This window comes from Duganella sp. BJB476 (assembly GCF_003416895.1).
In the GTDB taxonomy this organism is placed as follows: domain Bacteria; phylum Pseudomonadota; class Gammaproteobacteria; order Burkholderiales; family Burkholderiaceae_D; genus Rugamonas.
Genome location: NZ_QVIO01000008.1, coordinates 249,119 through 266,191 on the forward strand (window position 1 = coordinate 249,119; position 17,073 = coordinate 266,191).

Below are 17,073 nucleotides of genomic sequence, written 5' to 3' on the forward strand. Positions count from 1 at the left end.
AACCACCAGGAGGCAGCAATGAACGCGAACACCAGACCATCCCAGCTTCAAGCCAAGGCGCGCCCGGCCGAGATCGTGCGCGAGTACGGCCCCTTCGACGGCGCCGAACGCATCCACGGCGTCACGCACGACGGCCAGCGCGTCTGGGCCGCCACCGGCGCCCAGCTGATCGCCTTCGACCCGGCCAGCGGCGCCACCACCCGCACGCTCGATGTCGCCGCCGATGCCGGCACCGCCTTCGACGGCACCTATCTGTACCAGATCGCCGAACGGCGCATCGACAAGCTCGATCCGGCCACCGGCAAGGTGCTGGCCTCGATCCCGGCGCCGGGCGACGGCTACGATTCCGGCCTGACCTGGGCCGAGGGCAGTCTGTGGGTAGGCGAATACCGCGACCGCAAGATCCACCAGGTCGACCCGGCCACCGGCAAGGTCCTGCGCAGCATAGCTTCCAACCGCTTCGTCACCGGCGTGACGTGGGTGGACGGCGAGTTGTGGCACGGGACGTGGGAAGGCGATGACAGCGACATCCGCCGCGTCGACCCGTCCAGCGGCGAGGTGCTGGAACGGCTGGAGATGCCGGCCGGCGTCGGCGTCAGCGGCCTGGAATCGGACGGCGCGGGGCTGTTTTACTGCGGCGGTGGCGGCAGCGGCAAGGTGCGCGCGGTGCGCCGGCCGAAGTGAGGGCTTAGTACTGGTTGTACTTGCGGGCGTCGCCGCGCACCTGCTCGGCCGGATACTTGGCGGCGTTGAGCGCCATCTTCTCCAGCGCGGCGGCGTGCAGGTCGACGCCGCTCTTGTCGGCCAGCTGCACCAGGTAGAGCAGCACGTCGGCCAGCTCGTGGCGGATGCCGGTGCGGCGGGCGTCATCCAGCTCGGCGTCGGCGCCGGTCTGCAGCCACTGGAAATGTTCGGCCAGTTCGGCCGCTTCCACCGTCAGCGCCATCGCCAGGTTCTTCGGCGTGTGGAACTGCTGCCAATCGCGTTCGGCGGAGAATTGGCGGGTCAGGTCGCGCAGGGCGATCAGGCTGTCGGCGGGGGCGGAGGTCATAGTCGGCGGTGGCAGGGCTGGTGGATGGCGTCATGATAGCACCGCCGGCGCCGGGCCTGAGTACCGGCTTTGGGCGGCCTGTCCCCCGTTTTCTGCCGTTCGTCGCACGGCGCGGACGGCGCGCCGGCGATGGCGCTACAGTGGCGTCACTATAACTTCAGGGACATCCCCATCATGCGCACTGCCATCTCCATCGCCGTCATCACCGCCTTCGCCACCCTCGCCGGCTGCGCCGTCATCGTCGTTCCGGACGACGGCAGCGGCAACGGCGGTGTGCGTTACAGCTCCGCCTTCGGCAGTTCGGCAGTGCAGGGCAACGGCCAGCAGGCCACCGAACGCCGCGACGCGGCCAGCAGCGACGGCATCGACATCAACGGCCCGATGCAGGTCGAAGTGCGGGTCGGCGACGCCACCTCGCTGCAAGTGGAAGGCGACAGCAACCTGCTGCCAATGCTGCGCACCGACTCCAGCGGCGGCATGCTGCGCGTCTGGATCGACGGTAACATCCAGAGCGCCAACCCGCTGCGCGTGATCTACACCACGCCGCAGCTGCGCCAGATCGACGCCAGCGGCTCCGGGCGCCTGACGGTCAGCGGCTTGAACGGCGGTCCACTGAGCCTGAGCCAGAAGGGTTCGCGCCAGATCCAGCTGTCGGGCAGCGTCAGCCGCTTCGATGTGCGCATCGGCGGTTCGGGCAGCGTCAGCGCCACCGGCCTGCAAAGCGGCTCCACCGTCGCCAGCCTGACCAGCTCCGGCCGCCTGGACCTGGGCCGCCTGAACGGCGACTCGCTCAACCTGGACGTCAAGGGTTCGGGCGGCGTCAACGCCAGCGGCACCGTGCGCAGCATGAATGTGCGCCTGTACGGTTCAGGCAGCGCCGACCTGGCCGGCCTGACCAGCCAGACCGCGGAACTGGTGTCCTACGGCTCGGGCAGCATCTCGGCCGGCGTCAGCCAGTCGCTGGTGGCCGACGCCACCGGTTCCGGCCACGTCACCGTGTACGGCAACCCGGCGCAGCGCAGCATCAGCGGCAAGCGCGTTAGCGTGATGCAGTAAGCATCTCGTCGGCGTCCGCGGTTTCGCGTTCGCCGTCGTCGTGCTCCGCCGCCGCCTGCGCCAGCCGACGGCGGAACTCGAAGTAGTCCCTGGCGCTGCGGCGCGGCGCCTCCAGCATCGGCAGGTGGCCGATGCCCGGCATCAGAATCACGCGGTGCTCGCCGAACAGCGCGGCCAGCGTGGCCGCGCCGGACGGATGCAGGATGCGGTCCTGCTCTCCCCAGACGATCAAGGCCGGCGTGCGCAGCCCGTGGTACTGCTGCTCCAGCAGCGGCGACGCCACCACCTGGCGCATGATCTCCGTGTGCAGCACGTAGTCGGCCGCCGCGCGCCGCGCCAGCGCGGTGCGCACCGAATACGGCAGGAAGAATTTGCGGTGCGCGGAATACGCCAGCAACCGCGCGAAGTCGCGCTCCGTCGGCACCAGCAGCGGCATGGCGCCACTGTCGCGATACTCCTCCAGCACGGCCGAACTTTGCGCCGCCGCAGTTCCTGCCGCATCCAGCAGCCACACGCTGGCCACCCGCTCGGGATGGCAGGCCGCGAACTGCGCGGCGATATAGCCGCCCATCGAATTGCCACCCAAATGAATCCGCCCCGGCGCATGGCGGTCGAGGAAGACGCGCAGCCGTTCGACCTGGTCGGTGATGGCGTAGCCGGCCTGCGGCGCGCGCCCGGCCTCGCCGAAGCCGGGCAGGTCGGGGATGAGGACGCGGTAGCGCGGCGTCAGGAAACGGGCGATGCGGGTGAAGTTGTCCTTGTCGCCGGCGAAGCCGTGCACCAGCACCAGGATCTCGCCGCTGCCTCCTTCCAGGTAGGGCATGCTGAAACCGGGCAGGGCGCCGTCGCGCCGCCGCAGGCCCGCGCGCTTGCGCTCCAGCGCCATGCCGAGGCGGGCCGCCGTCAGCGGCGCCGCCCGTTCGAACAGCAGCACCGCGGCGGCCAGCGCCGCCAGCATGAGGATAACGGTATAAATGATATGCATCGTTGTGTGGTTCTCCCTTTAACGCACTTTGAAGAAGGACATGGAACTCTGGAGCTGCTCGGCCTGGCCGCTCATCTCCTCGGCGGTGGCGGCCAGCTGCTCGGAGCTGGAGGCGTTCATCTGCGTGGTCTGGCTCAACTGGCTCATGGCCGAGTTGATCTGGCCCGCGCCCGTGGTCTGCTCCTCCGACGCCGCCGTGATCTCCTGCACCAGGTCGGAGGTGCGTTTGATGTTGGGCAGCATGGTGTCGAGCAGGGCGCCGGCCTTCTCGGCCAGGCTGACGCTGCCGCTGGCGACCTGTTCGATCTCCTGCGCCGCCACCTGGCTGCGTTCGGCCAGCTTGCGCACCTCGGCCGCCACCACCGCGAAGCCCTTGCCATGTTCGCCGGCACGCGCCGCCTCGATCGCCGCGTTCAGCGCCAGCAGATTGGTCTGGTAGGCGATGTCGTCGATGATGCCGATTTTTTTCGCGATCTCGCGCATCGCCACCACCGTCGAGCGCACCGCCTCGCCGCCTTCGCCCGCTTCCTGCGCGGCCTTGCCGGCCATGCCGTCGGTGACCTTGGCGTTCTCGGTGTTTTGCGCGATCGAGGCCGACATCTGCTCGATGGCGGCGCTGGATTCCTCGGCCGCCGCCGCCTGCTCGCTGGCGCCCTGCGACAGCGATTGCGCGGTGGCGCTGACTTCTTCCGAAGCGCTGGCCAGCGCCTCGGCGCCGTCATTGACCTCGCTCACCACCCGCGACAGGTTGTTGACCATGGTGTTCATCGCCGCCAGCAGGCTGGTGGTGTCGCCCGGCTTGATGCGCACCTGCAGGGTCAGGTCGCCGGCGGCCACGCGGTTGACCACTTCGGCGGCGTAATCCGGCTCGCCGCCCAGCTGGCGCAGCAGCACGCGCGTGATGAAGGCGCTGATCAGCGCCACCACCACCAGCGTGCAGACCGAGATGATGATGGAAGTGCGCATGGCCTTTTGCTTGAGCACCGTGGCCGCCTCCGCGCCTTGCTGGCCCAGCTCGACGTTGTAGTCGAAATGGTTTTCGATCGCCGCTTGCATCACCTGGATCTCGGGGCGGGCCTTCTCCAGCAGCACGCGCGCCTTGTCGTCGTGGTTCTGGCGCGATTCGACCAGCACCGCCTCGATCTGCGGCTGCACCTTGGCCCACGAGTCGCGCTCGCGCGTCAGGATGGCCTTGTCCTTGTCGTCGCTGAGCAGCTTCTCGTATTTTTTCAGATTGTCGTCGACACCCTTGCGCATTTCCGTGATCTGGGCGTCGATTTCTTCGATCTTCTTGGGATCGTCGTTGAGCACGTGCTGGTTGATGCGGATGCGCATGCGCAGGAAGCTGTCGCGCAGCCGGTCCAGCGTGACCAGGCTGGGCACCGTGTTGATGGTTGAGTAGTTGGCTGCCTCGTAGACGTCGCCCATCTGGTACTGGCTGACGCCGGCCAGCAGCGCGATGCCGGCCAGCGCGGACCCGGCCAGCACGATCATTTTCTGCACTACGCTTAGTTTCATTATGTGCTCCCCCAATGATTAGTGGCTTATGCGGCAGCCACTGCCGTTTTTCCCTGCAATCGTTCGATCAGCGCCGCCAGCGGCATCGGCCGCGCGTACAGATAGCCCTGCATGCAGTTGCAGGCGTGGGCCACCAGGAAATCGGCCTGCGCCTGCGTCTCCACGCCTTCGGCCACCACCCGCAGCCCCAGGTGGCCGGCCATCGCCAGGATGGACTGCACCAGCGCGCGGCTGCTGGCGTCTTCCGGCGTGTCCATGATGAAGCTGCGGTCTATCTTCAGTTCATACAACGGCATTTTTTTCAGGTAGGCCAGGCTGGAATAGCCGGTGCCGAAATCGTCGATCGAAAAGCGCAGCCCCAGCGCCGCCAGCTGGTGCATGCGGTCTATGGTCTGGTCCATCTTGTCGATCAACAGGCCTTCGGTCACCTCCAGCACCAGCATGGCGGCCGGGGCGCCGGTGTCGGCCAGCGTGCGCTGCACCACTTCGACGAAATCGGCCTGGCGGAACTGGGTCGGGCTGACGTTGACCGACAGCGGCATGGCCAGCCCGGCGCGCTGCAGCTGCAGCACCGCCTCGCAGGCCTGGCGCAGCGCCCACGCGCCCAGCTCGACGATCAGCCCCGATTCCTCGGCCACCGGGATGAACACCGCCGGCGGCACCATCGCGCCGTCGGCCAGCGGCCAGCGCATCAGCAGCTCGCCGCCGACCGCGCGGCCGCTGCGGTCGACCTGGGCCTGGACGTGCATCTGCAGGCTGCCGGCGGCCAGCGCGGCGGCCAGGTCGCGCTCCATGCTCAGGCGCCGCTCGACCTCGGCCTGCATCGCCGTCTCATAGAAGGCGATGCCGTTGCGGCCCTCGGCCTTGGCGCGGTACATCGCGGTGTCGGCCTCGCGCAGCAGGTCCTGCGCGCTCTGGCCACCCTGCGGCAGCATGGTCACGCCGATGCTGGCGGTGGAGTTGTAGGTTTGGCCCTCGATCTCGAAATCCTGGCCGATGGCGGCGCGGATCTTTTCCGCCACGGTGGAGGCGGCGAGGGTGGCGCTGTGCAGCTCGTGCGCCAGGTGGCCCAACAGCACCACGAATTCGTCGCCGCCGATGCGGGCCACGGTGTCGGCCTTGCGCATCAGCTGCGACAGGCGGCCGGCGGCGTTGCGCAGCAGGGCGTCGCCGATGGCGTGGCCGCGCGCGTCGTTGATGGTCTTGAAGCGGTCGAGGTCGATGAACATCACGGCGCTGTAGGTGGCGCCGCGCTCGGAGCTGGCCAGCAGCTTGTCGATGCGGTCCATCAGCAGGCGGCGGTTGGGCAGGCCGGTCAGCACGTCGAAGAAGGCCAGGCGGTGGATATCGTCCTGCGACTTCTTGCGCTCGGTGATGTCGCGCTCGACCGCCACCCAGTGCGTGTTGACGCCGCCCTCGTCGGCGAACGGCACCAGCTCGGTCTCCACCCAGTACGGTTCGCCGTCCTTGGTGTAGTTCAGCAGCTCGGCGCGCACCGCCTCGCTGCGCGCCATGGCCCGTTCGATATGCTCCAGCACCGCCGCCTCGGTGTCCGGCCCTTGCAGCAGGCGCAGGCTGCGGCCCAGCACTTCGCCGCGCCGGTAGCCGGTGCGGCGCTCGAAGGCTTCGTTGACGAAGATGATGTGCTGGCCCGCCTCGCCGCCGGCGCCGTCCGGGTCGACCTGGGCGATCAGCACCATGTCGTTCAGGCGCGACACCGCGGCCGAGGTCAGGCGCAGCTCGGCGTTCAGCGCCGACAGTTCCAGCTGGTGGTCTTGCAGTTCGTTGAAGGAGCGCGCCAGGTGTTGCAGCAGCACGGCGCAGGACAGCGTCAGCACCGCCGTCATGAACATGAAGTTGAGCGTGATGATGGCGGCCTTGAGGAAGCCATAGTCCGGCATGCCTTCGATGTGCAGCTGGGAATTCTGCTCGAAGCCGACCACCATCACGGCCAGCCCGGCCACGCCCAGGGTCCACAGCGCCGGCTTCAGGCCCAGCAGCAGCGCCGCCAGCACCGGGATGGCCATCAGGTAGATCTGGCTGACCGGCCCGACCTTGAGCAGCAGGCCGATGCCGACCACGAAGGCGACCATCAGGAAGTTGACCACGCGCAGGGTGTAGGGCAGGCGGCGCAGGCGCCAGATGCCGGCCAGCCACAGCAGGGCGACGATGTCGATGACGACGATGGACCACATGCCTTCGCTGGCCGCCAGCAGGATGCTGGGGATGGCCGTGGCCGTGCCCAGCGCGAACACGACCAGCAGCAGCTTCGCAAAGATTTGCGCGCGCCAGTGCGCGATGTCGTTCGGCACAGCCACCGTGACAGCCTCCGAGGTGCGTTTGCGGTTCCCTATCGTCGATAGTACCCGCAATCTCCCGGCGTGTCAGTAGGGCAAGTTACTTGCTGAAGTCAGTCCCGGGCGTTGACGCTGCCGATGCCGGCCACCGACTTGTTGACGGTCTTCGGATGGCCGTAGTAGTCCAGTTCGCCCATGCCCTTGGCGACCGCGTTGAGCAGCTCGGTGGCGTGCACGCTGACATGGCCCACGCCTTCGAAATTGACGTCCACCCGCTCGGCGACTAGCGACTTGGTATCGAGTTCGCCGACGCCCTTGGCGTTGACCCGCAGGTACTTGACCTTGCCGTTGGCCACCAGGTGGCCGGCGCCCAGGTAGCCGATGTCGAGGCGGTCGGTGTTGACCTTGTTGAGGATGGTTTCGCCCGCGCCTTCGACCTTGACCCGGCTCAGCGACGGCACCGTGATGGTGATGCGCGGCTCGTTCTTGCTGGACTTGAAGCTCTTGTCCGGCATGGTGATCAGCAGTTCATTGCCCACCACCTCGGTCTTGAGCGAGCCGACGAACTGATCGTCGCCGCTGACCACCACCGACTGGGCCTTGCCCACTTCCACCGTCATGGCGAAGGCGCCCTTGGCGTTGATGGCGACGAAGGACGCCAGCGGGCGGGTCGATTCGGCGGCCGACGCGGCGGCGCTCAGGGCGAACAGGGCGGGGATCAGGACGGCAGCAGCGGTACGGCGCATGGAATTCCTCGGTGAGTTGTTAATTTGAACAGGATGAATTTTACTTAAGCTGGCCGCCGCTGCCGACAACTTTGCGATAAACGGTCGAAATCCGGGGATGTGTTGCATTATGGCTACGTTCAATGGTCGGCAAGGGGGCGCCATTGAAGGCGAAATGAAAGAAAACCGGCGTATGATCGCCAAAAGCCCGGCGGACCCGATCCGACCTGTATCAACAAAGTCAACACAGCGAGACACTCATGACTTCCTCAACTTCCCCCCAAGGCCAGCAGTCGCACTTCAGCACGGTGTTCCGCGTCGTCAGCGGCAACTTCATGGAGATGTTCGACTTCTTCCTGTTCGGCTTTTACGCCAACGCCATCGCCAAGGCCTTCTTCCCCAGCGACGATGAAGTCGCCTCGCTGATGATGACCTTCATGACCTTCGGCGCCGGTTTCCTGATGCGTCCGCTCGGCGCCATCATCCTGGGCGCCTATGTCGACCGCGTCGGCCGCCGCCAGGGCCTGATCGTCACCCTGGCGCTGATGGCGCTAGGCACCTTGCTGATCGCCTGCGTGCCGGGCTATGCCGCGATCGGCTACCTGGCGCCGGCGCTGGTGCTGACCGGCCGGCTGCTGCAAGGCTTCTCGGCCGGCGTCGAGCTGGGCGGGGTGTCGGTCTACCTCTCGGAGATGGCGACGCCGGGCCGCAAGGGCTTTTATGTGAGCTGGCAGTCGGCCAGCCAGCAGGTGGCGGTGGTGGCCGCCGCCGCGCTGGGCTACGGCCTGAACCAGTGGCTGACGCCGGCCGAAGTGGGCGCCTGGGGCTGGCGCATTCCCTTCTTTGTCGGCTGCCTGATCGTGCCGGTGCTGTTCGTGATCCGCCGTTCGCTGCAGGAGACCGAGGAATTCAAGGCGCGCAAGCACCGCCCGGAACTGAAGGAAATCTTCCGCTCCATGCTCAACAACTGGGCGCTGGTGATCTCCGGCATGATGCTGGTGGCGATGACCACCGTGTCGTTCTACCTGATCACGGTCTACACGCCGACCTTCGGCAAGACTGTGCTGCACCTGTCCACCACCGATGCGCTGATGGTGACCTTGTTCGTCGGCGTCTCCAACTTCTTCTGGCTGCCGGTGATGGGTTCGCTGTCGGACCGCGTCGGCCGCCGTCCGTTGTTGATCTGCTTTACCGTGCTGGCGATCTGCACCGCGTATCCGGCGCTGCACTGGCTGGTGCAGTCGCCGAGCTTCGGCCGCATGCTGGGGGTGGAGTTGTGGCTGTCCTTCCTGTACGCCAGCTACAACGGTGCGATGGTGGTGGCGCTGACCGAGGTGATGCCGGTCGAAGTGCGGACGGTGGGCTTTTCGCTGGCCTACAGCCTGGCGACGGCGGTGTTCGGCGGCTTCACGCCGGCCATCGCGACCGGGCTGATCGAATACACCGGCGACAAGAGCGCGCCGGGCTGGTGGATGACGTTTGCCGCCGTCTGCGGTTTGTGTGCGACGTTGATCCTGTATCGCCGCCAGGCGCGGCAGCAACAGCACTCGGCCGGCGCGACGGTCTAGCACAAATGAAAACGCCATGTGGCATTGCGACGGTCTTGACCGTCGCAGCGCACATGGCGTTTTTTTTATGTGCGGTACGGCTTATTTGTTGCTCAGGCATTCCTTCATGAAGCCCTTGCGCTCGTCGCCTTTTTTGCCGGTGGCGTCGGCATTACATTTTTTCATCTTCTCCTGCTGGGTCACTTTCGGCGCCGGTGCTTCGGCCTTGGCGCTCAGGCATTCCTTCATGAACGCTTTGCGCTCATCGCCTTTCTTGCCGGTCGCATCGGCGTTGCAGGTTTTCATCTTGCTTTGCTGGGCCGTCGGCTCGGCTGCGGAGACGGCGCCGCACAGGGAAAGGATCAGGCTGGCAACAAACAGTTTTTTCATTTTCATTTCCTCGAAGGTCGATAGACGGTAGGCGCGGCGTAGTGCTTGCCACACGGTCACTATAACCGAGTTGGCAAGCACCGGCCAATCCTATTGGCCTTCCTCCACGAACACCACGGCAGTGCGCGCGGCGACGCTGAACTTGCCGCCGGCGCTGACGTAGTTGCCCACGCGCGCGCTGCGGCCGCCGTCGGCGTTCAGCTGGATGTGGTGCACGCTCAGCTTGCGGCCCGCCAGTTCCGGCACGGCGATGGTCTTGCCGACCTTGTCGACGTTGAACAGCACCACCACCATCTTGTAGCGGGCGCCGTCGTAGCGGCTTGGATGCTGGCCGTCGATGCTCATGACGATCAGCCCCGGCACCTGCTGCGGCCCGGTGTTATAGAAGCGTAGCCGCTCCGACACGTCCTGCGCCGTGCGCAGCCGGAACAGGCTGCTGTCCTGGCGGATCGCCAGCAAGTCGTTGACGGCGTCGCGGGCGCTGACGATGGCGATGTGGTCGGCCTTGAGCAGTGGGTTAGCCAGCAGCGGCGCCATCAGCGGCCAGTTGTCCTGGTTGACGCTCGCCATCGGCAGGCCGACGCCGAAGTTGTTCGACTGGTAGCTGTAGTCCAGCTTGTTGAACCAGTCGCCGGCGTCGTAGCTGTCGCGGTCCATCGACTTCGAGCGCAGGATTTCCTGGCCGGCGTGCAGGAAGGGCACGCCCTGCGCCAGCACATTGATGGCCGCGCCCAGCGTCTGTACCTTGACGCGGTCGGCCATGCTGGTGCCGACCGGCAGCTTGTAGGCGTTCAGGTCATACAGGGTCTGGTTGTCGTGCGCCTCGACGTAGTTGATGGTCTCGGCCGGGTTGGCGGCAAAGCCCGCCTGCTGGCCGAAGTAATCGATCTGCGAATTCTTGCGCAGCGTGCCGGTGCGGTCGACGAAGCTGTAGTCGCGCAGCGTGCCGGACAGGCCCACTTTGACCAGGTCGCCCAGGCGCAGCAAGTCGTCCTTGGTCTGCGTCGATTGCGCGTTCGGATCGTAGTAGACACCGTTGATGAAGCCTTGCTGGCTGATCAGGCTGGAGCCGCTGTCGCAGCAGCCGCCGCCGCGCACGGTGTCGCGGATGCGGTCGTTGAACGAGCCGATGCCGCTGCCGAACATATTGGCCTGGCGCGCCTGCACGAAGCGGGCGTCGTTGCTCACCGTGCCGAAGTTCCAGGCTTCGCCGTACAGGTAGATGTCGCGCCCGGCCGCGCTGTTGACCGCCGTCTGCAACTGCTTCATCACGGCCAGCGGCGTGAAGCCCATGATGTCGAAGCGGAAGCTGTCCACCTTGTAGTCGCGCGCCCAGGTGCTAACCGAATCGATCATCAGCTTGGCCATCATGGCGTTCTCGGACGCCGTGTCGGCGCAGCAGCTGTCGTTGGTGATGCCGCCGCCGGCGTTGAGGCGGTAGTAGTAGGCCGGCACGATTTTATCCAGCACCGACAACGGGCCCTGCTGCGATGCGCTGGTGTGGTTGTAGACCACGTCCATCGTCACCCGCAGGCCTTGCTTGTGCAGGCCCTGCACCATGGCGCGGAACTCGCGCACCCGCACCGCGCCGTCGTTGGCGTTGGTCGAGTAGCTGCCTTCCGGCGCCGTGTAGTGCACCGGATCGTAGCCCCAGTTGAAGCAGTCGCCGCCGCGTGTGGCCTCCACCGCCGCCTGCTGCGCGCTGGAATCGGCGGCGGCGTTGGGGATGGTCGGCGTGGTGCAGCCGGCTTCGTTGACGCTGGCGTAGTCGAACGACGGCAGCAGATGGATGTGGGTCAGGCCGGATTTCTGCATCAGGCGCAGGTGGCGCATGCCGTCCGAGTCCTGGTCGGTGAAGGCCAGGTATTTGCCGCGGTGCGCGACCGGCACGGTGGCGTCGCTGGCGCTGAAGTCGCGGATGTGCAGCTCGTACAGGGCGATGTCGGTCGGGCCGTCGAGGCGCGGCACCTGGTGGTGGTCCCAGCCGTCCGGCTTGAGCGCGGCGCTGTCCAGGTTGGCGACGAAGCTGCGCTGGCTGTTGGCGTTCAGGCTGAAGGAATACGGATCGGTCGCGCTGTTGTCGACCAGCGTGTTGCCGGCCCAGCGCGACAGCACCTGCACCTGGTAGGTGTAGTAGTAGCGGTTGACCCAGCTGGCGTCCGGCGCGGTGTAGCTCCAGACGCCGCTGGCGGCGTCGCGGTTCATGGCGCGGCTCAGCGTGCTGGCGCTGGTGGCGTCCGGGTACAGCTTGAGGCTGACCGACTTGGCGGTCGGCGCCCACACGCGGAAGGTCGGCGCGCCGTTGCGGTCGTAGCTCAGGCCCAGCGTGGCGCCGGCGGCGGCCGGGGCGAACACGCTGTCGAGCATGCCGCTCATTTGCAGCGAGGTCACTTGCACCAGCTTGCCATTGGCGTCCAGCTGGGCGATGGCGAACTGGCTGCTGGCCCTGGCCGCGATGCCGGCCGCGTCGGCGTCCGCCATGGTCAGCGCGGTGGCGCCGGCCAGGTGCGGATACTTTTGCTGCAAGGCTGCCGGCAAGGCGCCGGTGCTCAGCGCGATGCTGCCGTCGGCGCCGGTGACGCCTGCGCTGCTGGTGCCGAGGCCGCCATTGGCCGCGTAGTACAGCCGGTAGCTGCCGCCGGCGGCCGCGCCCGGCCAGGCCAGTGTCGAGGCCGACAGCCAGTGCGCGCTAGCGTTGTTGAGGTTGCCGTAGCTGATGGCCGGCGGCGCGCTGTAGACGCTGCAATCGCCTTCCAGCATCCAGACTTCCTGGCCGTTGCTGGCGATGTCGGGGCTGAAGTTGGCCGACTGGTCGTTGCCGCAGTTCTTGTTGCCGCTGCCGTCGGTCACCAGGAACCAGATCGCCGACTTGGCGGTGTTGACGGGGATGTCGACGTAGCCGCCGAAGTCGTCGCTCTGGGTCATCATGAAGCGGCCGCTGATCCAGCCGGGGCTCGGGTTGACCGGGCCGTCCCACGAGTACACGCCCCACTGGCTGGCGTCGCCGGCGGCGCGGTGGAAGTGCATGCGGATATTGGCCGGCGCGGGCGGCGCCGCCACCAGGCCCGATACCATTTTGTCGCCCAATAGTTTGGCGGCCGGGGCGGCGCTGCTGGCGCTGTCGCTGCCACCGCAGGCGGCCAGCAGGGCGAGCACGCCCGTGGCCGTGATAACTTTCAGATGTGAAACTAAACTACAGTGCAGTTTCATGCTGGTCTCCGTGTTTTATAGGTATTTGCCTCCAATCGTCTGCGGACTGGATGGGTTTGTAATATTACTACCTAAAAAATGTGGAAATGATAAATATTTCAGCAGAGTGTTGTTGGCCGTGGACAGACGCATTTTCGCGTTCCGTTTGAAAGTATTTCTTGGCTGCCGGGCTAGCTGGATGGCTGCGGCGCGCCTACCATGCGACCGCTATCAACTTGTGAAGGCAGCTCGAATGAAACCGATCATCAGGCTGGGCCATATCGGCCTCAGCTTCCACGCCGCCGGCGCGGCGGTCGTCCAGCGCATCCTCGAAAGCCACGGCTACATGGTGCAGAGCACGGCGGCGGCGCATGAAGAGATGTTCCGCCGCTACGGCGCCGGCGAGGTCGACATGCTGGCCTCGGCATGGCTGTCGGCCAGCCATGGCGCTTACCTGGCGCCGTATCAGGCGCAGACGCGCAAGCTCGGCGTGCTGTACCGGCCGTATTGCATCTGGGGCGTGCCCGACTATGTGCCTGAAGAACTGGTCGCATCGGTTGACGATCTGGCGACGCCGGCGGTCGCCGCGCGCATGAGCAAGCTTTTGCAGGGCATCAATCCCGGTGCGGGCATCAGCCGCTTTTCCCGCCAGATGATGTCGGCGTATGGCCTGGAAGGGCTGGGCTACCGCTTTGAAAACGGCAGCGAAGACGCATGCTTCCGTCGCTATGAAGACGCGGTGCGCCAGGGCCTGTGGCTGGTCGTGCCGCTATGGCATCCGCAGTTCCTGCACCATCGGCAGCGCATCCGCGCGTTGGCGGAACCCTTGGGCTTGCTGGGCGGCCGCGACGAGGCGACCTTGATTGTGCGGGAAGAATGCGCCGCCCGCATGGCGCCTGCGGCATTGGCGCAGTTGAGCGAACTGAGCCTGGGCAACCGCGCGATCAGCGAATTGGACCACATGATTTGCCGCCAGGGCTTGTCGCCCCTGTCCGCGGCGGACGCCTGGCTGGCGCAACAAAAAAACGCCACCGGAGTTGGCGGTGGCGTTGCGTGGAACGGCGTGCAGGATCAGGCGGCCTTGGCCGATTCCGCGCGGCCGCAGTAGCGTTCCACATAGGCCTGGTGGGTCGGCAGCTGCACCACGATGCGGTCCACCCGCGACTTGATGCCGCCGAGGAAATGCTTGAGCTCCGCGTCGCCCATCAGGTCGGCGGTCTGGTGGTGCGAGCGCGGCATGATGCCCTGGCCCAGCATCACTTGTATCCACGAGTTCTCCGCGAACAGCTCGTTTGGCACGCGGAACACGCGGCCGGTTTCGCGGAACAGGTTGATGCGGTGTTGCAGCGAGGCGGGGATGCTCATCTCGCGCGCAGCTATCCAGAACTGCGAGTCGGTGCGGTTGTTGACGTGGTAGTGCAGGATGATGAAATCGCGGATGTGCTCGATCTCGTCGTTGCACTGCTTGTTGTACTCGTCGATGTCGGCCTGGCTGATGCCGTCGGTCGGGAAGGTCTGCATCAGCCGCACCACGGCGCGCTGGATCAGGTGGATGCTGGTCGATTCGATCGGCTCCAGGAAACCGCTGGCCAAACCGACCGCCACCACATTGCCTTTCCACGTGTGCTTGCGCTGGCAAGGCTTGAACTGGATCACGCGCGGCGTGACCAGCGCCTTGCCTTCGATGTTGGACATCAGCTGCTGCATCGCCGCGTCATCGTCCAGGTGGCGGCTCGAATAGACGATGCCGTTGCCGACCCGGTGTTGCAGCGGTATGCGCCACTGCCAGCCGGCCTGGTGCGCCATCGAGCGCGTCAGCGGCACGGCGTCGCCCACCGACTCGGTCTGCACGGCGATGGCGCGGTCGCAGAACAGCCATTGCGACCAGTCCTCCATCGGCTCCTGCATGGCGTCGCCGATCAGCAGGCCGCGGAAGCCGGTGCAGTCGATGAACAGGTCGCCTTCGATTTCCTGGCCCGATTCCAGCACCACCGAGCGCACGTCGCCGTTGTCCTCGTGCTTGGTGTAGCGCACGATCTTGCCTTCGATGCGCAGCACGCCGCGCGGTTCGCTCAGGCGCCGCAGGTATTTGGCGTAGCGGCTGGCGTCCAGGTGGTAGGCGTAGTTCATGCCGTTGTCGGGCAGGTGGGCGAAGCGGTTTTCCAGCGAGGCCTTCAGTTCCAGGCAGTAGTCGCCGTAGTCGCCGGCCAGGCCGCGCTCGACGCCCTTGTGCCAGAAGTGCTGGAAGCCGGCGGTCCAGTGGTCGGTGCCGGTGATGCCGAAGGAGTGGATGTAGTCCTCCTTGACGTTGCGCCAGCCTTCGAAGCTGATGCCCAGCTTGAAGGTGGCCTGGGTCTCGGCCATGAATTCCTGCTCGTTGATTTCCAGCAGATTGTGGAAATTCATCAGCGTTGGAATGGTGGCCTCGCCGACGCCCACCGTGCCGATCTCGTCGGACTCGATCAGCTTGATGTCGAGCCGCTTGCCCAGCACCTTGGCGATGCCGGCCGCCGCCATCCAGCCGGCCGTGCCGCCGCCGACGATGACGACGCGGTGCACCGGCCGTCGGTGATTGGGATCTCGTGTGCCTGGGTTCATCGATGTCTCCTTAGCGGTTCATTTTTTTAAGTGTCTGGGCGCGCAGCACGCGCGCGGCCTCGTCGTTGAGCGGCGCCAGCACGTGGCGGGCGTGCTCGGGGATATGGGCGGCCGTGGTCTCGTCGGCTTCGAAGATGTAGTGGCGGAAGATCTCCTGCCAGGCCTTGCGCTGCGCCGTCGGCAGGTCGCGCATGGTGAGGAAGGCCAGCATCAGCGCGCTGGTCGGCGTATCCATGTAGTCGGGCGACTGGCGCCACCAGTAGTTGACCAGCACGTTGAACGGATCCAGCGCCTCGATGTGGTGCCACCACATGCTGGGAATGAAGATGGCGTCGCCCGGTCCCAGTTCGGCGGTGCGCGCGTGCGCCAGCGCCTCGGCGAATTTCGGATATTTGTCGAAGTCCGGGTTCAGCAGGTCCACCAGGCTGACGGCCTGGCCGGCCGGCGTGAAGTCCAGCGGGCCGACGTACAGATTCTTCAGCTGCGCCGGCGGGAACAGGGTGAAGCGGCGATGGCCGGCCGCCACCACGGCCAGGTTGTCCGGCACATCGTAATGGGCCGCGATGCGGCTGCGGTTGCCGATCCAGATGCTGGCCAGCGCGTCGCGGCCGCCGAGGCCGATGTCGTTCTGTTCGCGGAAGCCGGGCAGGCAGGTGTCCACTGTGGTCGAGCCGACGTAGACTGTGGCCGGCGTGGCATGGTGGCGCTTGGCTTCGATCTCGTCCAGCACGGCGGTCAGCTTGGCGTGCACCGGGTAGAAGTTGAAGCCGTTCATGTCGGCGTTGTAGAAGAAGCGGCCGCCCGCTTCCGGCGGACCCAGCATGGCGCCGACCGTGGCGTCGCGATAATGGCTGCGCAGGTAGGCGTCGCCGCCGCGTTCGGACGCCAGCGTGGCGCGCACCATCGGCCAGCTGGCGGCAAGGCCGCGCAGCACCAATGGTTCGGTGGCGTTGAGGATGTCGTCGCCCAGGTCGTTCGCGCCCAGGCCGCTGATCTCGCGCAGGGCTTCAGGCATGGGCGGCGTTCTTACGGTCGATCAGCATGCGGAAGTTCGACAGCGAGGCCAGCACCATGTAGATGCTGCGCAGGTGCCCGGCCTGGTGCAGCGCGGCCACGGCGTCCGACCCCAACGCCGACAGCTTGTCTTCGTTGATGGTGTAGAAGCCGACCAGGCGGTTCTGCGAGCCGTCGTTCAGTTCGACGTCGAGCACGAAGCTTTCCAGCAGCTCGTGCTGCAGCAGCGCGGCCAGCAAGGCCGGCGTCTCTTGCAGGCCCTGGTGGATGGCCAGCAGCATCGAGCTGGCCTGTTCCAGGAATTCGCTGTTGCCGCCGTGCGGCTTGAACACTGGCTCGCCTTCGGTGCGGCTGACGCGCGGGCTGTTGGCATCGATGTGCACCATCAGCTCGCTGCCGTTGACGCCTATCATGAAGGGCTGGCGGGCTATCATCATCGGCACGTAGGGCGCGTCCCAGCGTTCACCGTTGAGGAACAGGTTTTCCTCTTCCTGGAAGCCGAACAGCGCGATCGGCTCGAAGCCCAGGCCGTCCGTGGTCTTGCGGAAGACGATGGGGTAGCAGGCTTGCACGTCGCGGAATTCGGCCGGGAAGGTGACGGCCGACATCTGGCGCTCGCCGAACTGCGCGCCGCGGCGGGTGATGATGCGCAGATCCTTGTGGTCTACGTTGTTGAGCAATACGGTGTTCGACATGTGGTCTC

14 protein-coding genes are annotated in these 17,073 nt (G+C 66.3%); 4 read left to right on the top strand and 10 right to left on the bottom strand.

Annotated features, from left to right (window positions below; all coding sequences use genetic code 11):
• Nucleotides 1-18 precede the first annotated feature (18 nt).
• The gene (locus D0T21_RS26910; RefSeq protein ID WP_116992631.1) at nucleotides 19-684 is read left to right on the top strand and encodes a PQQ-binding-like beta-propeller repeat protein; all 666 of its coding nucleotides are present in this window, start codon (nucleotides 19-21) and stop codon (nucleotides 682-684) included.
• A gap of 4 nt (nucleotides 685-688) precedes the next feature.
• On the opposite strand, the gene D0T21_RS26915 is transcribed toward D0T21_RS26910, so the two are convergent.
• Nucleotides 689-1,051 (bottom strand): nucleotide pyrophosphohydrolase, encoded by a 363-nt coding sequence (locus D0T21_RS26915; RefSeq protein ID WP_116992630.1) that lies wholly within the window; start codon nucleotides 1,049-1,051, stop codon nucleotides 689-691.
• Between the two features lie 174 nt (nucleotides 1,052-1,225).
• Here D0T21_RS26915 and D0T21_RS26920 point away from each other — a divergent pair, with 174 nt between their 5' ends.
• Nucleotides 1,226-2,107 carry a head GIN domain-containing protein gene (locus tag D0T21_RS26920; RefSeq protein ID WP_116992820.1) on the top strand — a complete coding sequence of 294 codons (882 nt, stop codon included), beginning with the start codon at nucleotides 1,226-1,228 and terminating at the stop codon, nucleotides 2,105-2,107.
• Here D0T21_RS26920 and D0T21_RS26925 read toward each other — a convergent pair.
• The 4 genes from D0T21_RS26925 to D0T21_RS26940 form a co-directional block, all read right to left on the bottom strand.
• Nucleotides 2,091-3,092 (bottom strand): alpha/beta fold hydrolase, encoded by a 1,002-nt coding sequence (locus D0T21_RS26925; protein ID WP_116992629.1) that lies wholly within the window; start codon nucleotides 3,090-3,092, stop codon nucleotides 2,091-2,093. The genes D0T21_RS26920 and D0T21_RS26925 overlap by 17 nt on opposite strands.
• Nucleotides 3,093-3,110: 18 nt before the next feature.
• Entirely contained in the window at nucleotides 3,111-4,610 is a 1,500-nt protein-coding gene (locus tag D0T21_RS26930) for a methyl-accepting chemotaxis protein (RefSeq protein ID WP_116992628.1), read from the bottom strand.
• A 26-nt stretch (nucleotides 4,611-4,636) separates the two neighbouring features.
• Nucleotides 4,637-6,928, bottom strand: coding sequence for a bifunctional diguanylate cyclase/phosphodiesterase (locus D0T21_RS26935; protein WP_116992627.1), 2,292 nt, complete (start codon nucleotides 6,926-6,928; stop codon nucleotides 4,637-4,639).
• A gap of 92 nt (nucleotides 6,929-7,020) precedes the next feature.
• Entirely contained in the window at nucleotides 7,021-7,653 is a 633-nt protein-coding gene (locus D0T21_RS26940) for a GIN domain-containing protein (protein ID WP_116992626.1), read from the bottom strand.
• 239 nt (nucleotides 7,654-7,892) lie between these two features.
• Here D0T21_RS26940 and D0T21_RS26945 point away from each other — a divergent pair, with 239 nt between their 5' ends.
• Nucleotides 7,893-9,200, top strand: a complete 1,308-nt coding sequence (locus D0T21_RS26945) for an MFS transporter (RefSeq protein WP_116992625.1) — start codon at nucleotides 7,893-7,895, stop codon at nucleotides 9,198-9,200.
• 81 nt (nucleotides 9,201-9,281) lie between these two features.
• Here the strand turns inward: D0T21_RS26945 and D0T21_RS26950 are convergent, their stop codons facing one another.
• Both D0T21_RS26950 and D0T21_RS26955 read right to left on the bottom strand, forming a co-directional pair.
• Nucleotides 9,282-9,569 (bottom strand): PsiF family protein, encoded by a 288-nt coding sequence (locus tag D0T21_RS26950; protein ID WP_116992624.1) that lies wholly within the window; start codon nucleotides 9,567-9,569, stop codon nucleotides 9,282-9,284.
• Nucleotides 9,570-9,659: 90 nt separating this feature from the next.
• Nucleotides 9,660-12,779, bottom strand: a complete 3,120-nt coding sequence (locus tag D0T21_RS26955; RefSeq protein WP_116994560.1) for an alpha-1,6-glucosidase domain-containing protein — start codon at nucleotides 12,777-12,779, stop codon at nucleotides 9,660-9,662.
• Nucleotides 12,780-13,011: 232 nt separating this feature from the next.
• Here D0T21_RS26955 and D0T21_RS26960 point away from each other — a divergent pair, with 232 nt between their 5' ends.
• Complete coding sequence (locus D0T21_RS26960; RefSeq protein ID WP_116992622.1) at nucleotides 13,012-13,866, top strand: glycine betaine ABC transporter substrate-binding protein; 855 nt, start codon at nucleotides 13,012-13,014, stop codon at nucleotides 13,864-13,866.
• On the opposite strand, the gene D0T21_RS26965 is transcribed toward D0T21_RS26960, so the two are convergent.
• The 3 genes from D0T21_RS26965 to D0T21_RS26975 are packed head-to-tail and all read right to left on the bottom strand — an operon-like array spanning nucleotide 13,830 to nucleotide 17,065.
• Nucleotides 13,830-15,356 (bottom strand): tryptophan halogenase family protein, encoded by a 1,527-nt coding sequence (locus D0T21_RS26965; RefSeq protein ID WP_116992621.1) that lies wholly within the window; start codon nucleotides 15,354-15,356, stop codon nucleotides 13,830-13,832. The genes D0T21_RS26960 and D0T21_RS26965 overlap by 37 nt on opposite strands.
• A 10-nt stretch (nucleotides 15,357-15,366) precedes the next feature.
• Nucleotides 15,367-16,371 carry a cupin-like domain-containing protein gene (locus tag D0T21_RS26970; protein WP_116992620.1) on the bottom strand — a complete coding sequence of 335 codons (1,005 nt, stop codon included), beginning with the start codon at nucleotides 16,369-16,371 and terminating at the stop codon, nucleotides 15,367-15,369.
• Nucleotides 16,364-17,065 (bottom strand): SapC family protein, encoded by a 702-nt coding sequence (locus D0T21_RS26975; protein ID WP_116992619.1) that lies wholly within the window; start codon nucleotides 17,063-17,065, stop codon nucleotides 16,364-16,366. Before D0T21_RS26975 ends, D0T21_RS26970 begins: the two co-directional genes overlap by 8 nt.
• Nucleotides 17,066-17,073 lie beyond the last annotated feature (8 nt).

Coding starts and splice junctions, on each gene's coding strand:
- D0T21_RS26910 (WP_116992631.1), top strand. CDS start 19: ATGAACGCGAACACCAGACCATCCCAGCTTCAAGCCAAGGCGCGCCCG.
- D0T21_RS26915 (WP_116992630.1), bottom strand. CDS start 1,051: ATGACCTCCGCCCCCGCCGACAGCCTGATCGCCCTGCGCGACCTGACC.
- D0T21_RS26920 (WP_116992820.1), top strand. CDS start 1,226: ATGCGCACTGCCATCTCCATCGCCGTCATCACCGCCTTCGCCACCCTC.
- D0T21_RS26925 (WP_116992629.1), bottom strand. CDS start 3,092: ATGCATATCATTTATACCGTTATCCTCATGCTGGCGGCGCTGGCCGCC.
- D0T21_RS26930 (WP_116992628.1), bottom strand. CDS start 4,610: ATGAAACTAAGCGTAGTGCAGAAAATGATCGTGCTGGCCGGGTCCGCG.
- D0T21_RS26940 (WP_116992626.1), bottom strand. CDS start 7,653: ATGCGCCGTACCGCTGCTGCCGTCCTGATCCCCGCCCTGTTCGCCCTG.
- D0T21_RS26945 (WP_116992625.1), top strand. CDS start 7,893: ATGACTTCCTCAACTTCCCCCCAAGGCCAGCAGTCGCACTTCAGCACG.
- D0T21_RS26950 (WP_116992624.1), bottom strand. CDS start 9,569: ATGAAAAAACTGTTTGTTGCCAGCCTGATCCTTTCCCTGTGCGGCGCC.
- D0T21_RS26955 (WP_116994560.1), bottom strand. CDS start 12,779: ATGAAACTGCACTGTAGTTTAGTTTCACATCTGAAAGTTATCACGGCC.
- D0T21_RS26960 (WP_116992622.1), top strand. CDS start 13,012: ATGAAACCGATCATCAGGCTGGGCCATATCGGCCTCAGCTTCCACGCC.
- D0T21_RS26965 (WP_116992621.1), bottom strand. CDS start 15,356: ATGAACCCAGGCACACGAGATCCCAATCACCGACGGCCGGTGCACCGC.
- D0T21_RS26970 (WP_116992620.1), bottom strand. CDS start 16,371: ATGCCTGAAGCCCTGCGCGAGATCAGCGGCCTGGGCGCGAACGACCTG.
- D0T21_RS26975 (WP_116992619.1), bottom strand. CDS start 17,065: ATGTCGAACACCGTATTGCTCAACAACGTAGACCACAAGGATCTGCGC.